Below are 21,607 nucleotides of genomic sequence, written 5' to 3' on the forward strand. Positions count from 1 at the left end.
TGGTAAACAATTTTTTATTTTCTAAACCATCTAAACGTTAAAATAATTCACACGTTAGTTCATATAATATGTTAATTTTAATTAAAATTATCTTATAAATTCACTTTTTTAAACTTCCAAAGAGAATCTCTTATGATTTTTGTTTACATTTGAGAACAATTAAGCAGATTATTCGGTACTAAACAAATATTCAAGGCAAAAAACTGATTGTCAGAATACATACAATCGTTAAATACGTAAAGCTTATAAATAGTATTGCATAAAAAATCTTTAATAGGTTATATATTATTTACACAAAATGGTAGAAAAAGGAAGTTTGAAAAAGAGGAAGAGTTATAAATCCATTGAAAATAAAAAATATACCTAAAAGGTAGACTAAAGTGATAACAAGCAATTGATATTGAGAAATTAAACAATCCTACCCTGATTAATTTTTTGAAAAATCATAGTTCTGTTAAATTTATCTGATTCTTTCTTTACAACTTCTTTTATATCTCCCTATCTGAATCTTGAACAACAGATAACAGATTGTGACACACCTGATATATACTATTTAAGCTTTCTTATGTAGAATTTTAATTAACAGATATTTTAAAAATGTTATACAAAGAGATCCATATTGGAACGTTTATTAAGGAAAAAGTAGATGAAAATGAAATAACTATGGACAGGATCTGCAAGTTCCTAGGAAAAGATGAAGATGCTGTGGAAAGAATGTACAATAGCAAATCAATAGATTCGGATCTTCTTCTAAGATGGAGCAAACTATTGGAATACGATTTTTTCAGACTTTACAGCTCACACCTGATTTTATATGCACCTCCTGCTGCTATTAATAAGAACCAACAGAAATCTGATAAAATTCCTTATTTCAGAAAGAATATTTACACTCAGGAAATCAAAGAATTTATCATGAAAAGAATTCTCTCCGGAGAGATGACGCAAAGTGAAGTCATCAAGGAATATTCCATTCCTAAAAGTACTCTTCACAGATGGCTTCAGAAAAGTGATAACACGAACGGATAAACTGAGAAAAAATGCGCCCCAATTACAAAAAAATCTATCAGGATATGCTTAGACTTGAGTATCCGGATAAATTAAAAGACCCAAAGATCAAAGAACTTCTTGGCAAACTGGAAACCACTGAAGATGTCCTGAAATTCAATGACAGACTCTTCAAACCTTCAAAGGAAAGCCAAAAAAACAATCAGAAACTAAAGACTTATGATAAGAAAACCATGCTGAAACTTCTTCAGTATCAGAAAAAACATGGACACTCTACCAGTTATATGTCTAAAAAGTATAAAATAAGCAGAACTACCCTCACCAAATGGAAACAAATGTTTGAGGAAGAACTTGAAAAAAAAGAAAAGAAAGCCGATTGATCATCGGCTTTTTCTGTAAAGGTAACCATAAGGAAAAATGGGGCTTAGCTTGCCGGATTCGAACCGGATAACCTTGCCGGAAGTACCGACTTCGCTATTCCTCCCCAAATGGCTGTAACGATGAATTTTTTCCTAACGACACTTATATAATACATTTAACACTAAGCCGGAGGCGGGAAGAAAGGAAGGTTTAGAAAATTACGATACAAAGATGTATTCCGATTCCCCGCTTCCGGCTTAGTTACTTAAAATATAATCTTATAAAAACAAGGCAACAGGCAAATAGTGATGTCGTGCTCTACCAGCTGAGCTACTCTTCCTTTAGTTTTTAGTGGAAGAGACAGGATTTGAACCTGTGTCCCCGTCGTGATGATCGAAGTAATGCTATTTTACGACACTTGTTTGTTTTTTTTAAAAAAAAGAGGCAAATATTCGAAAAGACTTTTATAAATCATTTTCATAATCTATTCTGGAGTCGAACCAAATGTAACCGAAGTAAGCCTTCTCTACGGCACTCTTTCATCATATCAAGGTAAAAATTTTGGAATCTTCCGTGCATTTGCTCTAACCCACTGAGCTACTTCTCCTTTTCGAGGGAAAAGGCAGGACTTGAACCTGCGACACAATGTTTATGATCTCGAAGTATGATTCCAGAACGACACTTGAAAACAGCAAGGCAATTGTGCAAACAGACACGTATTAACGGTGTGCTATCTTTATACTATCTGCCATTGCAGAACAGGACTTGCACCTGTACTTCCGTTCCCCCACGAAGTATTTCTGTTTTACGGCACTTGCTTTTTTATAAAACCAAGCAATTCAATTGTAAGAGTAATGGTTCAATTAAAAGTTGACGATGGAACTCTTACAGACGGCATTGGTTTATTTTTACCAGGCAATTTTCGAAAAGACTCTGTCAGTTTGGAATCGAAGTACGTCTTCTCTTACGGCACCGGTGTTAATTGTTACTGCAAAATTAAACGGCTAGTACGCAATCTATTTACGCAGATATATTTTATTTAATTCCCGATATAAATTTTGAAATTTTCTCGGCGTTGTTAATATTCTCTTTTTCCAAAATATTCAAAATCCTATTGTTGAAATTTATCTGATGTTGTTTTACTTTTTCCAACTCTTTTGTCAATACCGCCTCTGGAATTTCAAACTTTATGGTTATATTTTCAGGAACAATAGTACATTCTTCGGTGTAATCTGAAAAACTGATGATACCGTTTTCTCTTTTATACAGAATCCAAGGATGCCCGATCCATATATCTTTCCATTCGGAGGTCTCGTTTTCAAAAATTGCCTGCCATTCTTGTATATTACTCAGATCGCTGCAACAATTGGGTTCAATCAAAAATTCATTGTTATTTTTAAATACCACTCCACCATCAAAAGATAATACACATAGATCTTCTTCAGAATCATCAGCATCTATTTCGCCTAGCTTTTGATTTACAAGGACCTGTAAAGTTTCATCATCAATGGTTTCAATATCTACTAAAAAAGATCCTTTTTGAATTGTATTGACGTTGATATTAAGCTGAGAAGCTACTTCCATCATTTTCACGAACCATTCTTCATGGTTTAGATAATCTGAAAATTCCGGGAATTCAAAATCTTCATCGGAATATTTAAACAGATTGATTTCAATTGTATTAATAAGTTGTATCATTGTTGATTAGTTTAAGTTTTATAGCCCCGATTGCAACGGCATCCTTTTTCTGTTTCGGCTTGAAATAAGCACTGGCGAAAAAGATATAGTGAAAAGCGGGAATAAGCTCCTAAAAATTATTTTTAAAAGCAGTGCCTTTTACAGCACTACTTTTTGTATGATTTCAATTGCAGATTTTTGATCTTCCAACGCATTCAATACATCGAAAATTTTGTCTGACCAACCGGCAATAAGGTGTACATCATTTCTTTTGATATCTATTGGCTGTCTTCCATACCCTGCAAGATCAAAGATATACAACTTTGCTTTAGGTGCCAAAGCTTTATACTTGGTCCAGGAGTATTCAAAAGAGTTTTGATTACTATTACTGTCCCAAAGCTGAGCATCGGTAAACAACATTACTTTATCTACTTTTTCTTTTCTTCTGATCAGATCTTCAATCACCAGATAACCGTTTGTAGAGTATCCTACTTCTCCTTCTCGCTTGTAGAAAGCATCTACATTTCTAAGAATTCCATTTTTAGGCATCGGAACGCGTAGCCAACGGTCACCGAATATTCCCGTTACTACATTCTGGCATTTTGACTGTAGGATCATAGACATCAGCAAACCGATATCATACAACAAAACCTTACTTTTTGGAGAAACTGATTTCTGCATAGAGCCTGAAACGTCTGCCGCAATAACTACTGAAGTATCAAAACCAAAGCCTTTAATGTTTTGAGCACTTTGGGCAACGGCTTCTTCCAATGCCTCCAATACGGATGACAAATAAGGTGAATCAACAGCTTTCAATTCCCTGTACGCCGCCAGAAAACGGAATGGTAACTGTTTTGAATTTGATACCGCTTTTTCATCAGCCAGGTAACGACAGACTTTCTCCATAGCTTTAGAGGACACTTCTGCTTCCAGAATGTTTCTGAGGTTTCGTAAAGTTGCCATGTACCCTAATTTATTGCTGAAGATCAGCTCTTCCCATTTATTTTTGAAAGCCAGTTTTCTTTCTGCTTCATTGATAAATTTGGTCTGTCCCAATACTGAAAGTTCTACTTCCCAGGTGTAAGGTGTTTCCAACATATTATGTGCAATTTTATTGAAAATTGTCTGCTGGTCGTCATTTTTAGCTTTGGGATGAACAAGGAACAAGGCATCTTTCATTGTTACCTCAGCTTTTCTGTTGTATTTTGCAAACTGATATTCATCAAATCTATTGAATGATTTCGCAAGACCTTTCTGAATCTGCTTGGATAATCTGTTCAGCTTTTTAGTTTCTGTTCTTTTATTCGATAATTGGTAATATGCCAATAATTCTGTGATTTCATCTGCTCTCTGAACCACTCCATCCACAGTTCTGCTCACCAGATCAGAGCCTGAAATTTCTTTTGCCAACTCTGTAGCCAAGACTAAGGGAACGGAACGTAAATGCATATCTTTTCTTGCATAAACAGCTAATTTTGCTACAAATTCCGGATCATTTTTATCAATCAGAGACTTTATTCTCTCTAATCTGTCATCTCCTTTTTCATAAGAGATATTGGACAGTCCTGTTGTCACCACAGCACTATATAATTCTTCTTCTGGTGTCATCATATATGCTTTTTCACCTTCATAGTTCAAGATTTCTTTATCTTCTTTTTTCAAAAAATTAAATTTCATGAGTTACTGTTTTTTAGTTAAACATAGGAAGAGTTGCTTCCTCTCTGATTTCTGATGCAAAGTAAGGACTATATTGCGCAATCTTTTTGCGTAGATTATTTTTTTGAAAAATTTTATTTCAATAGGATTGGAAAAAAGCTAAAAAACTCTCGCAGATTTAGCTGATGACGCAGATTCTTTAAGTTTTGGCTAAAGCCAATGGAATTTGGTTTATGTATTTGACCGGGCGGGTGGGCTAAAGCCCACCCCTATTGATTTTGATATCAAATGGATATACATATGGGAAAATAGTTGTTTAACGACTTTATCTTTTATCTTTTATCTTTTATCTTTTATCTTTTATCTTTTATCTTTTATCTTTTATCTTTTATCTTTTATCTTTTATCTTTTATCTTTTATCTTTTATCTTTTATCTATCATTCATTTTTACGAAAGAAATCGGTATTATCAGGCTTTTACACTGTGGTTTCCTAGTTTTGTCTGTATTAAAATTAAAGCTATGATTAAAGGATTATATGAAACTCATGTTCAGGTAAGTGATTTGGAAAAAGGAATTAAGTTTTATACAGAAGTATTGGGGCTGAAGTTGGCACACAGAGATGAAACAAGACCTATAGCATTTCTATGGGTTGGTGAAAATAAAGAGTTTATGCTTGGGTTATGGGAACAGAAAGAGAATCTACAGACAAGGCATTTCGCTTTTTCGAGCAGTAAAGAAGATATTTTAAATTATTCTGTAAAGTTTTTAGAAGATAAAAATCTGAGCCCTTATAACTTCCTGAAAAATGGGAGTATTGAGCCAATGGTTTTTGCATGGATGCCGGCGTTGGCTATTTATTTTAATGATCCTGATGGTAATCAGCTTGAATTTATTTCAATCCTTGAGGGTGATGGGAAGCCCGAGCTGGGCGTTTTGACTTATGAGGAATGGATGAAACAGCATTAACCTTCTTATATTTTAAATAGCCACGAATTAACGAATAATAATCCGTGTATTCGTGGCATTTTTTCTTTAAGCTTTTATTGGCTATTGACAAGCTTTTTGACAGCAAGAACATGTTTACAGGGACCTCTTTCTCCCTGATACTTACTGAACCATTCACAAGTGCAGCGTTCTTTTTCATTTTCAAGAATAACTGTGTGATGCACTCCGGTTCCCTGGACTCTTGCTTCTGTTCTTTCTTTGTTTTTATTTAGGATTTCAACTTTTCCACCTTCTATCAATTTTTCAGCATTCTTCATACGAGGATTTAAGCCTAAAATTCTACTGAGTTTAAATGGTAGTCTTCGATAAAAGAATTCATTTTCATCCAAATCAAAACCTAATAATCCCATTGCAGCTAATCTTCCTGTAATATTATCAGTTGTACTCAAGCTTATATTTTCTTCCACTGCCAAAGCTGTTCCGTTGAATGATTGATTGGCATAGGCATATTTATCCAAAGCATCGATCCACTCATCAGGAACTTCTGTTGTAAGACTATCCAATACCGCTCCTTCACCGGAAAATCCTCGCCAGCTTTCTCTGGATAACGAGAAACTGAATCTTATATTTCCCATATAAAGCTGCCATGTTGTAGACTGCATATTGGAATGTGAAAACACCTGCATACTGTCTATATAAGGAAGTAACGGTTCCAGTAACCGAAGTCTGTGAAGCCCTCCGATGCAAACCGCATCTACAGATTTCACCGGTGAAAACATAGGTTTATTTCCTCTAACAATAAGATAATAGTCTGATTTTACTACTCCTTTTGGCATTCCGCGGAATAACTGCTGAGTCTGGATTTTATTAAAGATGTGCTGCTTTTCGGACTCTGATAAATAAATCTGTACGGTCCCCAGACCTTTGATCCATTTTTCAGGTAACGGAACTTTCCTTTCAACTATTTTTTTTTCTTCTGTATAAAGACCAACTTCTTTTTCACCAACAGAAAGCATAATTTTTTCATTGGGGCGAATACTTCCTAATGCAGCTATCATCGGTTGATTAAAATCTACATTAGTGGTTCCGTTTTCCAGAAATTCACCATCCAATCCGTCAGGAAGAACATCTATCCTGGCATAAACACCGGCACAATGTGAAAAACCTTCAAAACGAAGTCTTTCATTTCCGGCTGTTACAATCGGGTCTTTAAGCAATGCCATCTGAAATGGTGACAGGTTGAAACTTGATTTCACAATATTGGAAAGTGTAATCAGGCAACGTGCCAAAATAAAGGGCTGTCCTACATTTCCCCAGAAAAAACAAGGGACATCAATATTTTTCTGAATCTCACTGTATTGGGCAAGAAACAGTTCTTCAAGAGCATCTTTCCTTACCAGTGATGATGATCTTGAATAGTTATAAATAAGCGTATCTTCCATGATTTATTTTTTGAGAAGAAGATTGCAGATTTTTTTCAGGCTCGAGTTTTCTTTCCAATCGTTTAATTTCTCTATAACTTGTTTATTAGCCTCCGATTGGTTTAAAGCTAATACTTCATGATAAATTTCTAACAGCTTTTTCAAATTGGTAACAGGTTGTTCCATTTGAAGTAATATATTCGAGATTAATTCTTCTAAAGCAATATTATGGTCCTTACTTACATTCAGCATATGATGTTGCATAAGATCTGTTAACCTCTTTACAGGAGCCCACTCCAGCTTTTCATGCAGTCCTACCACTTTTCCTAATTGAGCGTTGTCTATCATTTTATGAGAAACATGTTCCAGCCAGATTTCGGCTGCAGTTCCTCTGATTGTTTTATCTCCATCTAAGAATATTGTTCCCAGAAACAGATGCCCCATAGAATCTAAAGGTTTTTTGATCTGATAAAGAGCCTGTGCCGTGTGCAGCACAAGGTTTCTCTCATACACTTCTGCAATACCGGAATAGAAAAGGCAATATTTAATAACCTTCGCCAAAGCATTTCCTAACGTATTCGGAAAACACCACATCAATGCTGGAATTTCGGTAAGCTCTTTTTGTTCTGCAACAAAATATTCCAGAAACAAAGGGGCTTTTCTTTTTTGCAGATGATATTTTGGAATCACAATATTCAGTTCTACCGGATAGTATGAGTTCTTTTTACTGTCTATAGTCTTCCAACTATAGTTTCCTGAGAAAAATTCGACAGGAATATTATCGTATCCAAATTCTTTAAATTCTTTAAAAACAGTCTCCGGTGAACGGGTAATTCCTGCTGTCATCCACCATGAAGGATGTTCAAATTTCCCTTTCGGAGTTTCGTTTTTACCCAAGAAGAACAATAATAAATCTTTATATTCTCCTTTTAATTTTTGTTCAACCAACTGTATTGCTTCTGATGTGTTATCCAGGGCACAACGTTGAAATGCCAACTGCACATCAAGATGGTTGGGTTCGATATTTTTATTTTGATAGATCTCTAATTTCTCAACCAAACTTGCCGGAGAAATCCAACATGGTGAGTGTGTTACCGTAAACAGCAGCGGAGTATTATCTCCCAATTTTACTTTATGATTGATGTAAATTGCGATTTCTTTGAACGCCTCCATTGTAGGACATTCTGCTCCTACATTTTCTACCGGTCCTAATTTTTTCTGATAGTTTGAATAAGTTTCTCTTGATGCTTCTTCATCTTGGGTTTTCCGATATATTTTTTCAAGATTTTTAAGTTGAAGAGGATATTTCCCCAATAAATCTAATCCATAATTGATAATCAGATTACACAATAAAACATTTAGATAAGGGACTTCCCACTTTGCTATTGTTTTACAGGCTTTAAGAAATACCGGTTCAATCAATTTAACAGATTCTGTATCTACATCATTCGCAAAACGGATAAATCCATCCAAAGCTATATCACAATGATGGCTATATGGGTCATCAATAGCCAAAGGAAGGAAGAACATAAGATCTTCAAAACTCTCCAATACTTTCACTTTATTCTCTTCTGCAGTAAGGGATAGCTTTTCTGAAGTAATAACTTCCAGTTCCGGTTGTTTTTCTTCTATATATTTTGCTAAAATGGGACGTACATTCGTTAAAATATTATCCGAATAATGAGAAAGTGCCTCCATCATATTATCAGATGCAGGAATATACCTTTGAATGATTTTTGCAGCTTTTGACTGTATTCCATCATCTTTACTTACAAATGCAGTACTTAAAGCCATTCCCAGCATTTCCGGGTCTATAATCTTCCTCTGAAATATTTTTTCTGTAAGCATCAGACTGGCAATTACCACAGTCTTCACTTCTGAGCTTAATAAATTAGGTAAGTAATGAGAAAATTCATCGCTTTTAAATTCTGGAGTTCCTACTATTTTTTTCAGATGAGCTAAAATGGTATTGACAGCCTTCGATTGTGGAGAGGACAGCCCGGCAAGCAAATCATCCTGAAGTTCTACTAATTCTTCATCCGTTGGCTTTAATATTGTAAATGAATCCATAAACCAGCCTGTAACATTTTTATTGAAGTTCCTGTTGGATGCCAGAAGACATTCCCGCAGGAATCTCTTTCTTTCAATTTTTTGCTCAGCTACCAGCTTTTGTATTAATGGAAACCATTCTTTTTGAAACGGTAATGATTTAGAAGGATATTCACATAAATACCAAAAATGAGTTTTAAGGGTATCAGGGTGCTGATCCAGATCAACGACAGGATAATTACTCAAATGATATCCCAGCAACTCCGGCTTAGGCTGTACATAGCCTTTCTCTGTCCATCCTAAAATATCTTTATAATTAAATGCTGTAAATTCAGCGTCTATAGAATCGTTAATGAAGTCAGAAAACCAATCCGGACATCCCCACTCCAGAATTTGCTCTGCCTGTTCTGCATTCCGGAAAAAACTCCAGTAATTTTTACCAAAGTTTTTCTGATCCATACAAACAAATGATGCAATGTCTATAATTGAGTGTTGATTTACAGAACCAGCAGTATGATAAGAGTTTTTGGTCATGATGATCTTATTGATCTCACGGTCCATTTTCTTTATCGTGGGTACTAATGTTTTCTTTTCTTCCGAAGAAAGCTGCTTCAAAAAAGGGATGATCTCATGTACTTTTTCCTCATTAAGAATCTCATAAAGTCTCTCTTTCATTGGTTATTAATTTGATGTATAATTTTTTTCAGGTTATTCTCTTTTTTCCATTCTTGAAACAAATTCGTGAGATTTTCATCTACTCTGGTTTGATTCTGATTTAGCAGTTCATAATAAAGCTCCAATAGCTTTTTAAGATTAAAAACCGGCTTTCTAATTGCTGAAAGAATGGATATCAGCAGTTTTTCAAAGGCTTTGTTATGGCTGGTACTCAAATTGATAACTCCTGATACTCCATCTGTAAAACGTTTCACCGGAGCCCATCCGAAATTGATCTTTTCCCCCATCAAAATTCCAAGTTTCTGTATATTGAAATCTTCGGAAATTGCCTTGTTTATTAAGACTTCAAAAGCCATACCAGAGAAGGTTTTATCTTTATTAAACAGTCCCGAAGAGAGGAATAAATAATGTACCGGCTGGAAAGGTACATTGAGTTTCATCCACGCATCAAGAAACTCCACATTACCCTTTATATTATACTGATAATCAGCATTTGACAAATTTTCATTGTATTTTTTCGCGACCACTGATCCTGAAAAATACGGAGCTGTATATAAAATATGAATCAGATCCCGATCATAAACACCATGATATGAGTTGAATAAATAATCCAAAAAAGAAGCATCTTCAGAAACCTCTTTTTTATTTTCAACGGAGACTAAAACCTGTGGTATTTCTTCAGTAGCATTCCATTTATATATTTTCCTGTAGCTAAAGTCCCATTGGAAGCTTCCATCAAGATATTCTTTCTCATACTGTTCTTTAAAATAATTTTCATCAAAAACAGGTTTTAAAAGATTGAAGTAAGCTTCATTCAAATGTTTTTTGGCATATTTTTCTGCTTCTTGAAGGTTTTCTTTTTTTACACGAAGTATAGCTATCTGCAAATCAAAAGGGATTGTTTTTTCCTCATATTGCTGATAAATTTTTAATCTATCGACAAGCTTATTTGCTGTAATCCAAGAGGGAGTATGATCTGGAATAGAAAGAACCGGAAGCTTTTTATTCTGCTTTAATAAATCAAAAACTCCAAGAAGTAATTGATGATAAGCCTTAAAAATCAAAGGAGTTTTCTTTTCACTCCAGTTTTCCAGAGTTGGAAATCCTAATCTTGCTTCCTGTAAAATCTTTGATGTATTTTTCTGTTTTAATAAAGCATAATTCACCAGAAATGTAGCCATCAAGTGATGAAGCCCTTTGGTCTCTTTTCTTTTGATAGCAGCTTTAAATGCTGGTTCCAATTGATTAAAATGCTCTTCTGTAAAGTCATTATTAAATTTTACCAACGCATCCAGAAACAAATCAAAATGATAGGTCTCATTGTTATTGAATATTTGGGATGTCAGAAATATAAAATCTTCTATAGTTTCAATGGGTAACACAGGTTGTGACATATGCCATAAATCCTGTAGGTTTGACACTTCTTCCTTGATTTCAGGAATTTTATTGTCTGTAAAAAATTTATTTAGTAAAGTCTGTGCATCAGAAAGAATGGAACCTGAATAAAAATTCAGTTCATTACGAAGCCTTTCAGAATTATGGTCACCGTATTTAGCAATAATTTTAGCTCCTTTTGTTTGAAGAGTTTTATCCTTATTCATAAAAACAGGCATGATAAGAACACAGACTTCTTCATTGTATTTTTTGTTGTTTTTTACAATTTTTTCCAAAGCCTGAAGCATTGCATTGACAATATTCTTCGTGGGAACTGTTATTAGTGAACCAGAAAACTGTAAGAAATTCTCTGTTTTAAATTCAGGATTGATAAGTACAGAATTGATAATCTTCAATAATCCTGGAAACAAAGAATTTTGTGTCGAATGAAAAATAAAGAACAGTTCGTCCTGTAACTCTATGATTTCATGATCTGTAGGTTCAAGATGAATAAAAAGTTCTAAAAACCATGCATTATGTTCTTTTGAAAAATTGAAATTGATAGCATTGAGTGCTGTTTTCAGTACTTTTGAACGGTCAATTTTATTTTCGTCAGAAAGCTTTTTAAAAATATCTTTCCAATTTCTGTCTCTGTAAGATCCTGTGACGTTAGATTCATATTCAAATAAAAACCAGATATGTGATTTTAATGTTACCGGATAAGTAAACAAAACCTCATCAGCTCTTGAAGAAGATGCCAGTAATTCGGCACATACTTCTTCTTTAAGAGTAAAATATCCTTTATTTTCCCACTCCAAAACCTTTAGATAATCATAACCTTCCAGGAAAAGATAGCTTTCTCCGATCCATTCAGGAACGAAGAATTCAAAGAGTTCGTCTATAAGATTAACTGGGATTGAATAGTATCCGGGTCTTAATTTCTCATATTCAGCTTTTGTTGTACTGCACGCCAAAGCTGCTAACACAGAGATTGCATTGTGCCCCCATTCCTTATTGATATGTTTCTTCAGGATAGAAGCAACTTCTTTTTTATCTTTTGGTATTAGTTTTTTAAGAAACGGAACTATTTCCTTGATTTTATAGTTTAAATATATCGTCTTAAATTCCTCTGCAATAAACATAAATTCTTTCTTGTCAGCTAAATTAATAAAAATTGACTGACAGACAGTAAATTATCCCATCAAAGTGAATTTTTTAACAAAATTTTAAGTTAATAAAAGTATCTTCATAACCTGTCACAATTCAATATATAAAATTCCCTGTTTAAAGATTTATCATGCAAAAACAATAAAATAAAGGATAAAATACCATGTTGTTATCATTCATTTGAATATTCTATTTTGAATCACATATTTTATTTATATTCTTAAAAACATTTAACAAAAAAACTTTATTTTAAAATTGTAATTCATTAAATTTTATATATTTGCAAAACAAAAATACTTGACAAATCAAATACTTTTCAAATGATAAGCAATGAATTATTATTTTTAATCAACATTAATAAACTGCAATCAATAATTTCCAGAAAGTTTGACACGTTGAGTGTACATGGGCTTGGATTCAATGATTTTGTCATTCTTTATATTCTGAGTACGGCTTCAGAGGATAAAATGCGAAGGATTGATCTTGCTGAAAAGATTGGACTTACAGCTTCCGGCGTTACTCGATTATTAAATCCGTTAGAAAAGATCGGGCTTGTTTCCAGAGAAACTAATGAAAGAGATGCCAGAGTGAGCTATGTTGTGATTACTCCTAATGGAAAAAAGATATTTGAGGAGGCTAAAACAACGGCTGAAAATATTACAAAAGACATTCTTCCATCTAAAAAAATAAAGTCTTTACGTATCATTAGTGACCTTCTATTTGATCTTGGAGGAAATATCAAATAATAAAAGAATATGAATGAGGAAAAAGGTTGATTCTTAATTTAAAAAAATCAATATGAAAAATGCATTGAAACAACAATTGAGAGAAAAAGCAAAAAATCACAAAACAACGATGGGCGTTCTTTCTGTGAAAAATAATTTTAACGGGAAACAATATATTCAGGGATCTTTGAATCTTGAAGCTCTTATCAATAAAATGAAATTCTTACTGAATGGAGATTCGTTTTCCAACTCTGAGCTACAGAAAGACTGGAATGAATACGGAAATGAAGGATTTTCGTTTGAATTTATCACCATTATTCCCAATCAGGATAATCCGTATGTCAATTATCGTAAGGAAATCATAAAAGCTGAGCAGGCTGCCTTATTAGAAAGTGACAGGGAACTGTATCGTCATGAATAGCTTTGTGAAACTTAAGGATGTTGATTTATGCTATGAAATATTTGGTATGGAAAATCAACAGGCAATTGTATTGATTTCCGGTTTGGGAAGTCAGATGATCCGTTGGGATGATACTTTTTGTCAATTACTTGTAGATCAAGGATTCAGAGCGATTCGTTTTGATAATAGAGATTCGGGAATGTCTGTTTTTCGTTCTGAAAAAGAATTTTGTTTTAATGGGGATTTTACTTCTATTAAAAAAGATGATGTTTCTTACTCACTGATAGATATGACAAAAGATATAATAGGTTTACTTGATCATTTACATATTGAAAAGGCACATTTCGTTGGGCGTTCAATGGGTGGAATTATCGCACAACTTTTAGGTTCTTATTTTCCTGAAAGAGTATTAAGCCTTACAATTATTATGTCAACATCGTTAAATCCTGATTTGCCTCCTTCTGATCCTGAAGTGATGGCAATGATGATGAAGACTCCGGTTGATCCGGCTATTGATAAAGAAGGATATATCAATGAAAAACTCTTTTTTGCTGAGAAAATTTCGGGGAGTCAATACCCAATAGATAATGTATCTGAAATTCAAATGATCCAGGAGGAACTTAGCCGCTCTAAGACAAAAAATGGAATAATCCGACAGCTTCTGGCAATGGGATCCTTTCAATACAACCCAGAAATTCTGAAGAAAATAAAGGTTCCTACTTTGGTTATTCATGGTATTGAAGACCTTATTTTTCACTCTGATTGTGGTAGAGATATTGCCGATTCTATTCCTAATTCTGAAATTATGCTGATAGAAGGAATGGGGCACGCAATTCCTGTAGAATTATATGATCTGATTACTAAAAACATTGTTGGAATCATACAATAAAAAAAGCTGTACACTATTGTACAGCCTTTCTGTGTTATGCTTTTTACTTACAAACTAGTTGTTCTTTAAGCACCAGTGAAGGATTTTCGCAATATTTCTTGCATCATCCACCCCTCTGTGATGAGTACCATCAAGTTTGAACCCAAGTTCATTCAAAGCTCTCTGCATACCTACGCTTTTTCTTATTGTAGGATGTATTTCCCCGAATAAGGTTTTCACGTTGATATGATCATCACCCAACGGATAATCCACATAAAATCTTCTTGCCTGATCTTGAAGCATATTCAGGTCATAGTTTCCATAGCTTGCCCAGGTTAAATTCTCAGAATCATACTCTGCCCTTAGAATATCAAAAGCATCTTCAAGCATTATTCCTTCGTTATCCAACAAGTTTTGGGTAAGGGTTGTCAATTCTGTACAGAAAGGGCTTACTTTTGAATGGCGAGGTTTTATTAAAATTCCTTCATTTCTGGAGATCTTCCCCGTTTTTGCATCCATGATACAAACTCCGATTTCTATGATCTCACTTTCCTGTCCTCTCGGCGGTCTGTTTTCCCAACATGTTGCTTCGAGGTCTATAATTAATATATTGTCTGTTGTTTTCACTTGTTTATTTTTTTTAATTAAAATAGAAGTAGTTTTTTTTACTTCCTTTACATTATGCTTCCAAAATCTTATGTAAAATTTTGGCTGTATTATAAGCATCGTCTGCTCCACTGTGATGATTTCCATCGAAATTCATTTTAAGATGATCAAGAGCTCTTTTCAATCCTATAGATTTATGAAGCCTGAAATGTCTTTTGAATTCGTACATCACATCGAGATATTCTCCTGAAAAAGGAATTTCTATTCCAAGCCAGTCACACTGTTCGAAAATCTGTTCCCTGTCAAAGTTTCCATATCCAGCCCAGGTAAGAAATTCCGGATTGTATTCATCCATTATTTTTTCGCAGGCTTCTTCGAAATAGATTCCTTTTTCTTCTACGAGTTGTGGCGTAATCCCAGTTAGTTTTGTACAGAAATTATTAATTTCTGATCTTTCAGGAATTACATAAATGCTTTGTTTATGGGAAATCGAGTGAGATGTAAGATCCAGCTTACAAATTCCGATTTCTATGATATCTACTTTTTGTCCGATCGGAATCCTGTCGTTTTCCCAACAGGTTGCTTCCAGATCGACAATTATTATTTCGTTTGTAGTTTCCATGGTTATTATAAAATCTATCGCCTTAATTTCTAGGAGCAAAAGGCGGCGTCCATTTTTTCTTTTTCATTATCTCTTTCACTTCTTCGTAGGAAATAGGGTAAAAATTATGACAATCTACTCCCACGTCGAAGCTTAGAGCCATTTCATCATCCGGCAATGTTCCATGCGAATGTCCATATAATTGCCAGACTCCACGGTGTGAGCCATTCCAAGTTCTCATGGAATAATGAAAGAGAATAATTTTCTGTTTTCCATTATTATTATCCTCTTCCTCTATTTTGAGTTCGTGATAATCTCTGATGGAAGCAAATCGTTTGGGATACGTTAAAGCAGCACCTTCATGGTTTCCTTTTATCAAATGTATATTGCCATTTAACTGATCCAGAATTTCTTTTGTAAAATCTGGTTTACCAAGGCTGAAATCTCCTAAATGGTATACTGTATCTCCGGGATTTACTTTTTCATTCCATCTTTTAATAAGCTCTTCGTTCATATGTTCGATAGACTCAAAAGGTCTTTCGGAGAATTTTATAATATTTTCATGACCAAAATGATGGTCTGCTGTAAAGAATATATTGGGTTTCATTTTTTTAATTTTTTGTTGTTTATTGAACCATCCTGTCAAATCTGAGATCCCTCCCTTTATTGGAGGGGAATATCAAGTACTCAACATAAATCTTTGTGACGGATGGAGCTTTATTTTTTTAATTTCGAAATGCTTTATAAAAAGCAGTTTCAATTTCCTGTTGATCATCTTCAGAATATCTTCTTGAAAAATGGATAGGAACAGCTTGTTTTACCTTACAATCATTCATGATTTTTCCTGATGCAGACGCAAAACTGTGATAATTGATCTTTGCAAATTCCTGATCGGTATCTTTGTAGAATGTTTCGATGTAAACCAAATCGGCATTGATAAAAACAGATTTTATCTTTTGATAATTGATTTCATCTACTGCATGATCCATAATAACACCTAGCTTATATCCTTCATTTCGGGATAGTAAATGAAATAATTCAGATGCTTTATAGATGGTATTTTCTATTTCAATTTCTTTCTCTGAATCATTATTTTCAAAAGCTGTCTTCAGTTCGCTGATCCATTTTCCTTTCTTAAAATCAGAAGCATTTTCATGGAAGGTAACGGTATCTTTTTCTTTAAATAAATAGGCAATGGAATCTGTTTTATGATCCAGAATAGCAAAATCTACATTCACATATTCATCTTCAAAAAGAAAGTTCTGAGTTTTAACCAATTCGAGGTTCCAGTGTGGTGGACGGATTGTATAGACATTGATTTCTTCTTTGGAAACAATCTCTCGAATTTCATATTCAATTGCTTTTTCATCTATTAAATTCCAGGTATAGGATTTTAATCTTGCTTCAACCTGATGATGAATATTGTTCGGTCCGCAAATCACGACTTTCTCTCCGCTTCCGATCTGATGTCTGAAGATCCCATCGAAATTAGCGAAATGGTCAATATGAGTATGGCTGATGAATACAGCCGATACCGTTTGTATTTCTTTTACCGTTAATAAACTTGCCTCACCACAGTCACATAAATAATGCTTTCCTGAATTGGCAACTTTGATTAATATACTGATGTCTTCTTTTAAAAGACTTTTTATTTCTGCTTGTAACATTATTTTTTCTTTTTAAACCACCCCGTCAAAAATTTTTTGAATTTTCGCCACCCTTCCAAGGGAGGGGAATTTTCACGTCTTCATCTGAAATATTTGTAAATATTGTAGCTATTCAATAAATCTCAAAGGTTTGTGGTTGTATTTATACATAAAAAGTTTCGGTAATTTTTTACCGAAACTCAATCTTTATTTTAAACAATAAGCTCTTTTATCGCTTTTCTACGTACACCAAAATCAGATTTCCTGATCTTACACATACGATTATCTGCTGGATGATGAAAAACAATACCTTCCATATTATTCTCAGGATTGCTCAAAAAGTTTTTGATACATTCAAAATCCAAACTTTCTAAACTAAGAATATTATTTCCATGTTTTACTAATAAATGACCTTTAATATTTTCAGGATTTCCTTGTACTTTCTCACCAATAAGTTCGTAAGTACCATCTTCTACCTTGCCTGATTCAGCCAACGCATTGAAACCTTCCCAGAAGTATTGATCATCTTTTTTCTCTATACTACACTCTACCCAATGCGGATGATGACCTGTAATAAGATCTGCTTCCTGACATGGAATTGCACCTTCAGGAGCTGTTTTACCTTTTTTGGCATCGTATCTTTTGTATAATTTACCATTGATCACTGCACATGCAGAACCATCAAACTTTTGCGTAGCAATAGCTGTTCCATCAAAAACCCAATTGTTTTCAGGATTAATTTCGTTAATAACTCTTCCTAAATTATTTATATCTTTTTTGAATAATGTACTTATCTTTTTCATTTTTAATCTGTTTTAACAGCAAAAGTTTTTATTTGATCAGCTTCACTCCCAAACTACACTTTTGCCGAAATCAACTCTTCTTTTATAAAATCAATTACTAGAGAATTCAACTTTTTGTTGATCCTTTTCTGTTCTTCTTTTTCTATCGTCGTGAAAACTGCCGGAAAATCCTTCTCAAAATCTTCAAGAATATCCTGTGCAAAAAGACCGATTACCTTCCCTATCATTTTAGGTTGGAATTCACCTATTTTGCTCATTACATTATTTAATCTGTTTACAGTGACATATTTCTGAACTTCTTCCCAGATATTTTGAGCTGCTTCGCTGAAAAACATCTGTTTTTGAACTGTTTTTTCCTTCTTTTTAACCATTTTGGACTTTTCGATCCACTTTTCATTCTTATTTTTAAGAATAACTCTTGCACCGTTTCCGAAATATCTGGTTTTCAAAGTTTTGACAATGGTTCCTTCACACATATTATTCAATTCCGGGAATCCTAACCATGTCGGAATTTTGGAATTGAAAACATTCGGGAATCTTAAAGCTTCGTCTAAGGTTCCTTCAAAAAGGGTTTTAGCATAGAAAAATCCGGTTTCCTCAAAAATCTGATTGATAATATCGGTATCCAGGTAAGTCACTCCATTCAACTTAATGTCAAATGCATAAAATTCGTTGTAAGGAGCATACTCAATACCTTTCTGCACTTTCACTGCATTTTTTACCGGTTCTACATCCTTATGATTGTAACCACCACCGAACAATTCGCCGTAGATCACTACAGTTTCAACATTCGGGTATTTTGTTTTCACTTTTTGGAACAAATTAATTACATTTTTTCTATACTGTTCCAAAATCTGATGTGCATTGAAGAACTTTTCATCTTTTTCAATAAAAGCGGTTCTTTTTCCGATCTTAATCTCCTTTCCGTCAGTAAAGAAAGAGAAATTAGCACCATGAACCTTTTCCTGCACAATGAAAACCTCATCCCCAAAGCCTTGCATCCTGATCTGATCGATCACGCGGGTCTGGTAAACGTTTTCTATAGAGTTATATGTTTTGAAAATCATTTTTTTAGTTTTTAATTGTTTTAAAATTCTTTAAAAGAACTTCAATATTTTTCTTTCCCACAGGGTTCATGGAGTGGCAATAAAATTTTGGCAGGCTTAAATGGTTGTCCATACAATATTCTATAAGCCATTTTGCACAATCGTAGCCTGTTTTTTCTACAAAATCTTCTGTATCCGTTTTCAGATAATGCACATCTGCAAGGTCGTGATCAAAAGAAATCATTTCCGGAAGTCCTTTTTCCAAAATCCTGTTGATAAACTGATTGTAATTTCTTACAATATGCCAGTCTTTTCTGAGGAAAATGTTCTGTTTTGTGTAATGATAAGCCTCTATCGGATATCTTACATCATCCAGAAACAGTAATCTTTTTGTCATTTCCATTGCTTTATTTTTTAACTTTATTTAATCATCATTAATCCAGTCTGCAACTGTTTTCAGAAAATGTAATCTTACTTCTTCAAACCTTGTAATATTGGGTATATGATTAATTTCCAGTAAGTGTTTATGACCGTTTTTCTGAACGATATAATCATTTGCTATAACATCCATTCCTATTTTGTCTTTCAATAATAAGGTATCCTGTAAAAGTTCCGCATCAATTTCCATGAATTGGGCATTATCGGGATGTATTGATTTCAACCATGTTTCTCCTTCGAGTTTTATCTGCCAGGATTTTCCACCTATATTTAAAATTCTTACTGCATCACCTTCAAAGTAAGGTTCAAGCACACTGTTTTCAGTACTTTCCCAGCTTCCTGTAAACTTATGTTTGTTTTCTCCACAATGCCAGTTTCCCCATTTCGCAACCAACTCAGTATCTGTATTGATGTAAGCTCCTTTAGAGATAAATCCTCTTTGAGAATTAAATTTGGAATATTTCATTGCTTTAGCTAGACAAGGAATTTTCAATCGGCATTCCAGCATACCATACGCGTTTGGAAAACATGGACCATTCCAGAGTGCCAATCCGGAGATAAAATCCAGATCTTCTTCAAAAATTCCATGATAAACGACTTTATCTACCGGAAGCATTCCTACTCCCTGGGCTTTTTCAACGTATAATGTTCCATCCACTACCTTTATCATCGGAATGGACTGATGCCAGATCATAAGACCATCATAATGCTGTCGTATATATTCGTATTCCTGTTCGTGTAAACCGATAACGGCTATTCTATTGTGAGTCATGTTTTTAGTTTTTATATGTATTATTTTCTTAATACGTGATATAATAGTTTTGCGGTATTATAAGCATCATCTGCTCCGCTGTGGTTATTGCCTTCAAATTCGAGGCTTCTTGCCTGAAGTTCTTTTAAAAGTCCTCTTGGCTTTTCACCTTTCATCAGACTTATCAAAATTTTCAGATCAATATAAGTTTCACTGAAGGGAAATTTCACGTCCAATTCTTTACATTGATTTTCAACAATTTCCTTATCAAATCCTCCATATCCTGAATATGTTCTGATGAGTGAATTGTATCTGTTTCTGATTCTTGAACAGGCTTCCTTAAAAGAGATTCCTTCTTTTTCCAGTTTTTCTGCTGTAATTCCCGTCAGTTGTGTACAATATTCACTTACTTCGGATTTGTAAGGTTTTACGAAATAACTTCTTTTATCTTCGATACTTCCATCTGACATATTCAGCTTACAGATTCCAATTTCAATAATTTCCCTTTCCTGATTGTGAGGGATCTTATCATCTTCCCAGCAAGTTGCTTCTATGTCTATTACTGTAATTTTATCATACAAAAGCATTTCTTTATTTTTTATTTTGAAAAGTAGCTATTCAATGCTTTGATCACACTTTTCACGTTGGTATTAGGATAAAATCCGGAACTATTGATGCAATTGATTTCAACAATTTTCCAGCCTTCATCTGTTAAACAAATATCCATTACAAAGGCTTTTTCAAGATTAAAAAGCTGAATCATTTCATTAGCGAAATTTAATCCCTCCTGAGAAACATTTTCTTCGAAAGGAGCGTCCTCATGAAGTCGGTAATAACCGCTATCAACAATTTGTCCGCCCACGATCCAAAGTCTTGCTTCTTTGATGGTTCGCTTTGCTTCAGACACCTGAATTAAAGAATCTGCTGTAATTCTGTTAGTTTGATTTTCCAGTCTTTCAAAAACGAAATCTTTCCATTCAGTTTCTGTAAAAACTCTTCCTGTAAAGATTTTCGCTTCGTTGTAAGGTTTGATGAATTTTTCTTCACCTTTTTCCCAGGTTATTTCTTCTGAAATTTTATGAACGGAAACCTTATGGTTTAAGAGATTCGTCCCATAATGCTGAGAATACACCTCGTATAAATGATTTCCTCCATAAAAAGATCCTGGATACCAATCTGAATTTTGCTTTGCCAGTCTTGCTATCGTCACAGAACCATACACGAAAACATCTTTTCGGTCTGTTTTAAAGTCGAATTGATCTGCCGTTGGAGAAATATTAATTACACCGTACTCAATATTTAATTCTTCCAGCGCATCAAAAACTTTGTAATGATCTGGATCTGAATATATATTAGACTGAATTAGAAAATACATGATTATTAGTTTTTAATT

At 34.0% G+C, this 21,607-nt stretch carries 21 protein-coding genes; 6 read left to right on the forward strand and 15 right to left on the reverse strand.

Annotated features, from left to right (window positions below; all coding sequences use genetic code 11):
- The first annotated feature begins 597 nt into the window (after nucleotides 1–597).
- Both BBI01_RS20895 and BBI01_RS20900 read left to right on the forward strand, forming a co-directional pair.
- Nucleotides 598–1,026 (forward strand): transposase, encoded by a 429-nt coding sequence (locus tag BBI01_RS20895; RefSeq protein ID WP_065396589.1) that lies wholly within the window; start codon nucleotides 598–600, stop codon nucleotides 1,024–1,026.
- An 11-nt stretch (nucleotides 1,027–1,037) separates the two neighbouring features.
- On the forward strand, nucleotides 1,038–1,385 hold the full coding sequence (locus tag BBI01_RS20900) for a hypothetical protein (protein WP_065396590.1): 348 nt from the start codon (nucleotides 1,038–1,040) through the stop codon (nucleotides 1,383–1,385).
- A 1,015-nt stretch (nucleotides 1,386–2,400) separates the two neighbouring features.
- Here BBI01_RS20900 and BBI01_RS20910 read toward each other — a convergent pair.
- Together BBI01_RS20910 and BBI01_RS20915 are read right to left on the reverse strand one after the other, a co-directional pair.
- Complete coding sequence (locus BBI01_RS20910; RefSeq protein ID WP_083190182.1) at nucleotides 2,401–3,063, reverse strand: hypothetical protein; 663 nt, start codon at nucleotides 3,061–3,063, stop codon at nucleotides 2,401–2,403.
- 138 nt (nucleotides 3,064–3,201) lie between these two features.
- Nucleotides 3,202–4,719, reverse strand: a complete 1,518-nt coding sequence (locus tag BBI01_RS20915) for a TROVE domain-containing protein (protein ID WP_065396592.1) — start codon at nucleotides 4,717–4,719, stop codon at nucleotides 3,202–3,204.
- 499 nt (nucleotides 4,720–5,218) lie between these two features.
- Here BBI01_RS20915 and BBI01_RS20920 point away from each other — a divergent pair, with 499 nt between their 5' ends.
- Nucleotides 5,219–5,665, forward strand: a complete 447-nt coding sequence (locus BBI01_RS20920) for a VOC family protein (RefSeq protein ID WP_065396593.1) — start codon at nucleotides 5,219–5,221, stop codon at nucleotides 5,663–5,665.
- A 74-nt stretch (nucleotides 5,666–5,739) separates the two neighbouring features.
- Here the strand turns inward: BBI01_RS20920 and BBI01_RS20925 are convergent, their stop codons facing one another.
- The 3 genes from BBI01_RS20925 to BBI01_RS20935 are packed head-to-tail and all read right to left on the reverse strand — an operon-like array spanning nucleotide 5,740 to nucleotide 12,305.
- Complete coding sequence (locus BBI01_RS20925) at nucleotides 5,740–7,086, reverse strand: SWIM zinc finger family protein (protein WP_065396594.1); 1,347 nt, start codon at nucleotides 7,084–7,086, stop codon at nucleotides 5,740–5,742.
- A 3-nt stretch (nucleotides 7,087–7,089) separates the two neighbouring features.
- The gene (locus BBI01_RS20930; protein WP_065396595.1) at nucleotides 7,090–9,789 is read right to left on the reverse strand and encodes a DUF6493 family protein; all 2,700 of its coding nucleotides are present in this window, start codon (nucleotides 9,787–9,789) and stop codon (nucleotides 7,090–7,092) included.
- A complete protein-coding gene (locus BBI01_RS20935; protein WP_065396596.1) occupies nucleotides 9,786–12,305 on the reverse strand; it encodes a DUF6493 family protein in 2,520 nt (839 codons plus the stop codon). Before BBI01_RS20935 ends, BBI01_RS20930 begins: the two co-directional genes overlap by 4 nt.
- Nucleotides 12,306–12,650: 345 nt before the next feature.
- Between BBI01_RS20935 and BBI01_RS20940 the strand changes: the two genes are divergently transcribed.
- The 3 genes from BBI01_RS20940 to BBI01_RS20950 are packed head-to-tail and all read left to right on the forward strand — an operon-like array spanning nucleotide 12,651 to nucleotide 14,344.
- Nucleotides 12,651–13,076: a MarR family winged helix-turn-helix transcriptional regulator gene (locus BBI01_RS20940; protein WP_065396597.1), complete on the forward strand. Its 426-nt coding sequence runs from the start codon at nucleotides 12,651–12,653 to the stop codon at nucleotides 13,074–13,076.
- A 52-nt stretch (nucleotides 13,077–13,128) separates the two neighbouring features.
- Entirely contained in the window at nucleotides 13,129–13,476 is a 348-nt protein-coding gene (locus tag BBI01_RS20945) for a GIY-YIG nuclease family protein (protein ID WP_065396598.1), read from the forward strand.
- Nucleotides 13,477–13,522: 46 nt separating this feature from the next.
- Entirely contained in the window at nucleotides 13,523–14,344 is an 822-nt protein-coding gene (locus BBI01_RS20950) for an alpha/beta fold hydrolase (RefSeq protein ID WP_165602284.1), read from the forward strand.
- Between the two features lie 54 nt (nucleotides 14,345–14,398).
- Here BBI01_RS20950 and BBI01_RS20955 read toward each other — a convergent pair whose 3' ends face one another.
- The 10 genes from BBI01_RS20955 to BBI01_RS21000 all read right to left on the reverse strand — a co-directional run bounded on the left by BBI01_RS20955 (nucleotide 14,399) and on the right by BBI01_RS21000 (nucleotide 21,589).
- Nucleotides 14,399–14,950, reverse strand: coding sequence for a 3'-5' exonuclease (locus BBI01_RS20955; protein ID WP_065396707.1), 552 nt, complete (start codon nucleotides 14,948–14,950; stop codon nucleotides 14,399–14,401).
- Nucleotides 14,951–15,002: 52 nt separating this feature from the next.
- Nucleotides 15,003–15,551, reverse strand: coding sequence for a 3'-5' exonuclease (locus tag BBI01_RS20960; protein ID WP_065396600.1), 549 nt, complete (start codon nucleotides 15,549–15,551; stop codon nucleotides 15,003–15,005).
- A gap of 22 nt (nucleotides 15,552–15,573) precedes the next feature.
- Nucleotides 15,574–16,137, reverse strand: coding sequence for a metallophosphoesterase family protein (locus tag BBI01_RS20965; protein WP_065396601.1), 564 nt, complete (start codon nucleotides 16,135–16,137; stop codon nucleotides 15,574–15,576).
- Nucleotides 16,138–16,255: 118 nt separating this feature from the next.
- Nucleotides 16,256–17,197, reverse strand: coding sequence for an MBL fold metallo-hydrolase (locus tag BBI01_RS20970; protein WP_065396602.1), 942 nt, complete (start codon nucleotides 17,195–17,197; stop codon nucleotides 16,256–16,258).
- Between the two features lie 191 nt (nucleotides 17,198–17,388).
- Complete coding sequence (locus BBI01_RS20975) at nucleotides 17,389–17,979, reverse strand: RNA ligase 1 family protein (protein ID WP_065396603.1); 591 nt, start codon at nucleotides 17,977–17,979, stop codon at nucleotides 17,389–17,391.
- Between the two features lie 53 nt (nucleotides 17,980–18,032).
- Nucleotides 18,033–19,046 carry an RNA ligase, Rnl2 family gene (locus tag BBI01_RS20980; protein WP_065396604.1) on the reverse strand — a complete coding sequence of 338 codons (1,014 nt, stop codon included), beginning with the start codon at nucleotides 19,044–19,046 and terminating at the stop codon, nucleotides 18,033–18,035.
- 4 nt (nucleotides 19,047–19,050) lie between these two features.
- Nucleotides 19,051–19,428 (reverse strand): cyclic-phosphate processing receiver domain-containing protein, encoded by a 378-nt coding sequence (locus BBI01_RS20985; protein ID WP_083190184.1) that lies wholly within the window; start codon nucleotides 19,426–19,428, stop codon nucleotides 19,051–19,053.
- A gap of 21 nt (nucleotides 19,429–19,449) precedes the next feature.
- The gene (locus BBI01_RS20990) at nucleotides 19,450–20,235 is read right to left on the reverse strand and encodes a hypothetical protein (protein WP_065396605.1); all 786 of its coding nucleotides are present in this window, start codon (nucleotides 20,233–20,235) and stop codon (nucleotides 19,450–19,452) included.
- 20 nt (nucleotides 20,236–20,255) lie between these two features.
- Nucleotides 20,256–20,801 (reverse strand): 3'-5' exonuclease, encoded by a 546-nt coding sequence (locus BBI01_RS20995; protein WP_065396606.1) that lies wholly within the window; start codon nucleotides 20,799–20,801, stop codon nucleotides 20,256–20,258.
- Nucleotides 20,802–20,812: 11 nt separating this feature from the next.
- Nucleotides 20,813–21,589: an ATP-grasp domain-containing protein gene (locus tag BBI01_RS21000; protein WP_065396607.1), complete on the reverse strand. Its 777-nt coding sequence runs from the start codon at nucleotides 21,587–21,589 to the stop codon at nucleotides 20,813–20,815.
- Between the last annotated feature and the right edge of the window lie 18 nt (nucleotides 21,590–21,607).

The organism is Chryseobacterium artocarpi (assembly GCF_001684975.1).
Lineage (GTDB): Bacteria > Bacteroidota > Bacteroidia > Flavobacteriales > Weeksellaceae > Chryseobacterium > Chryseobacterium artocarpi.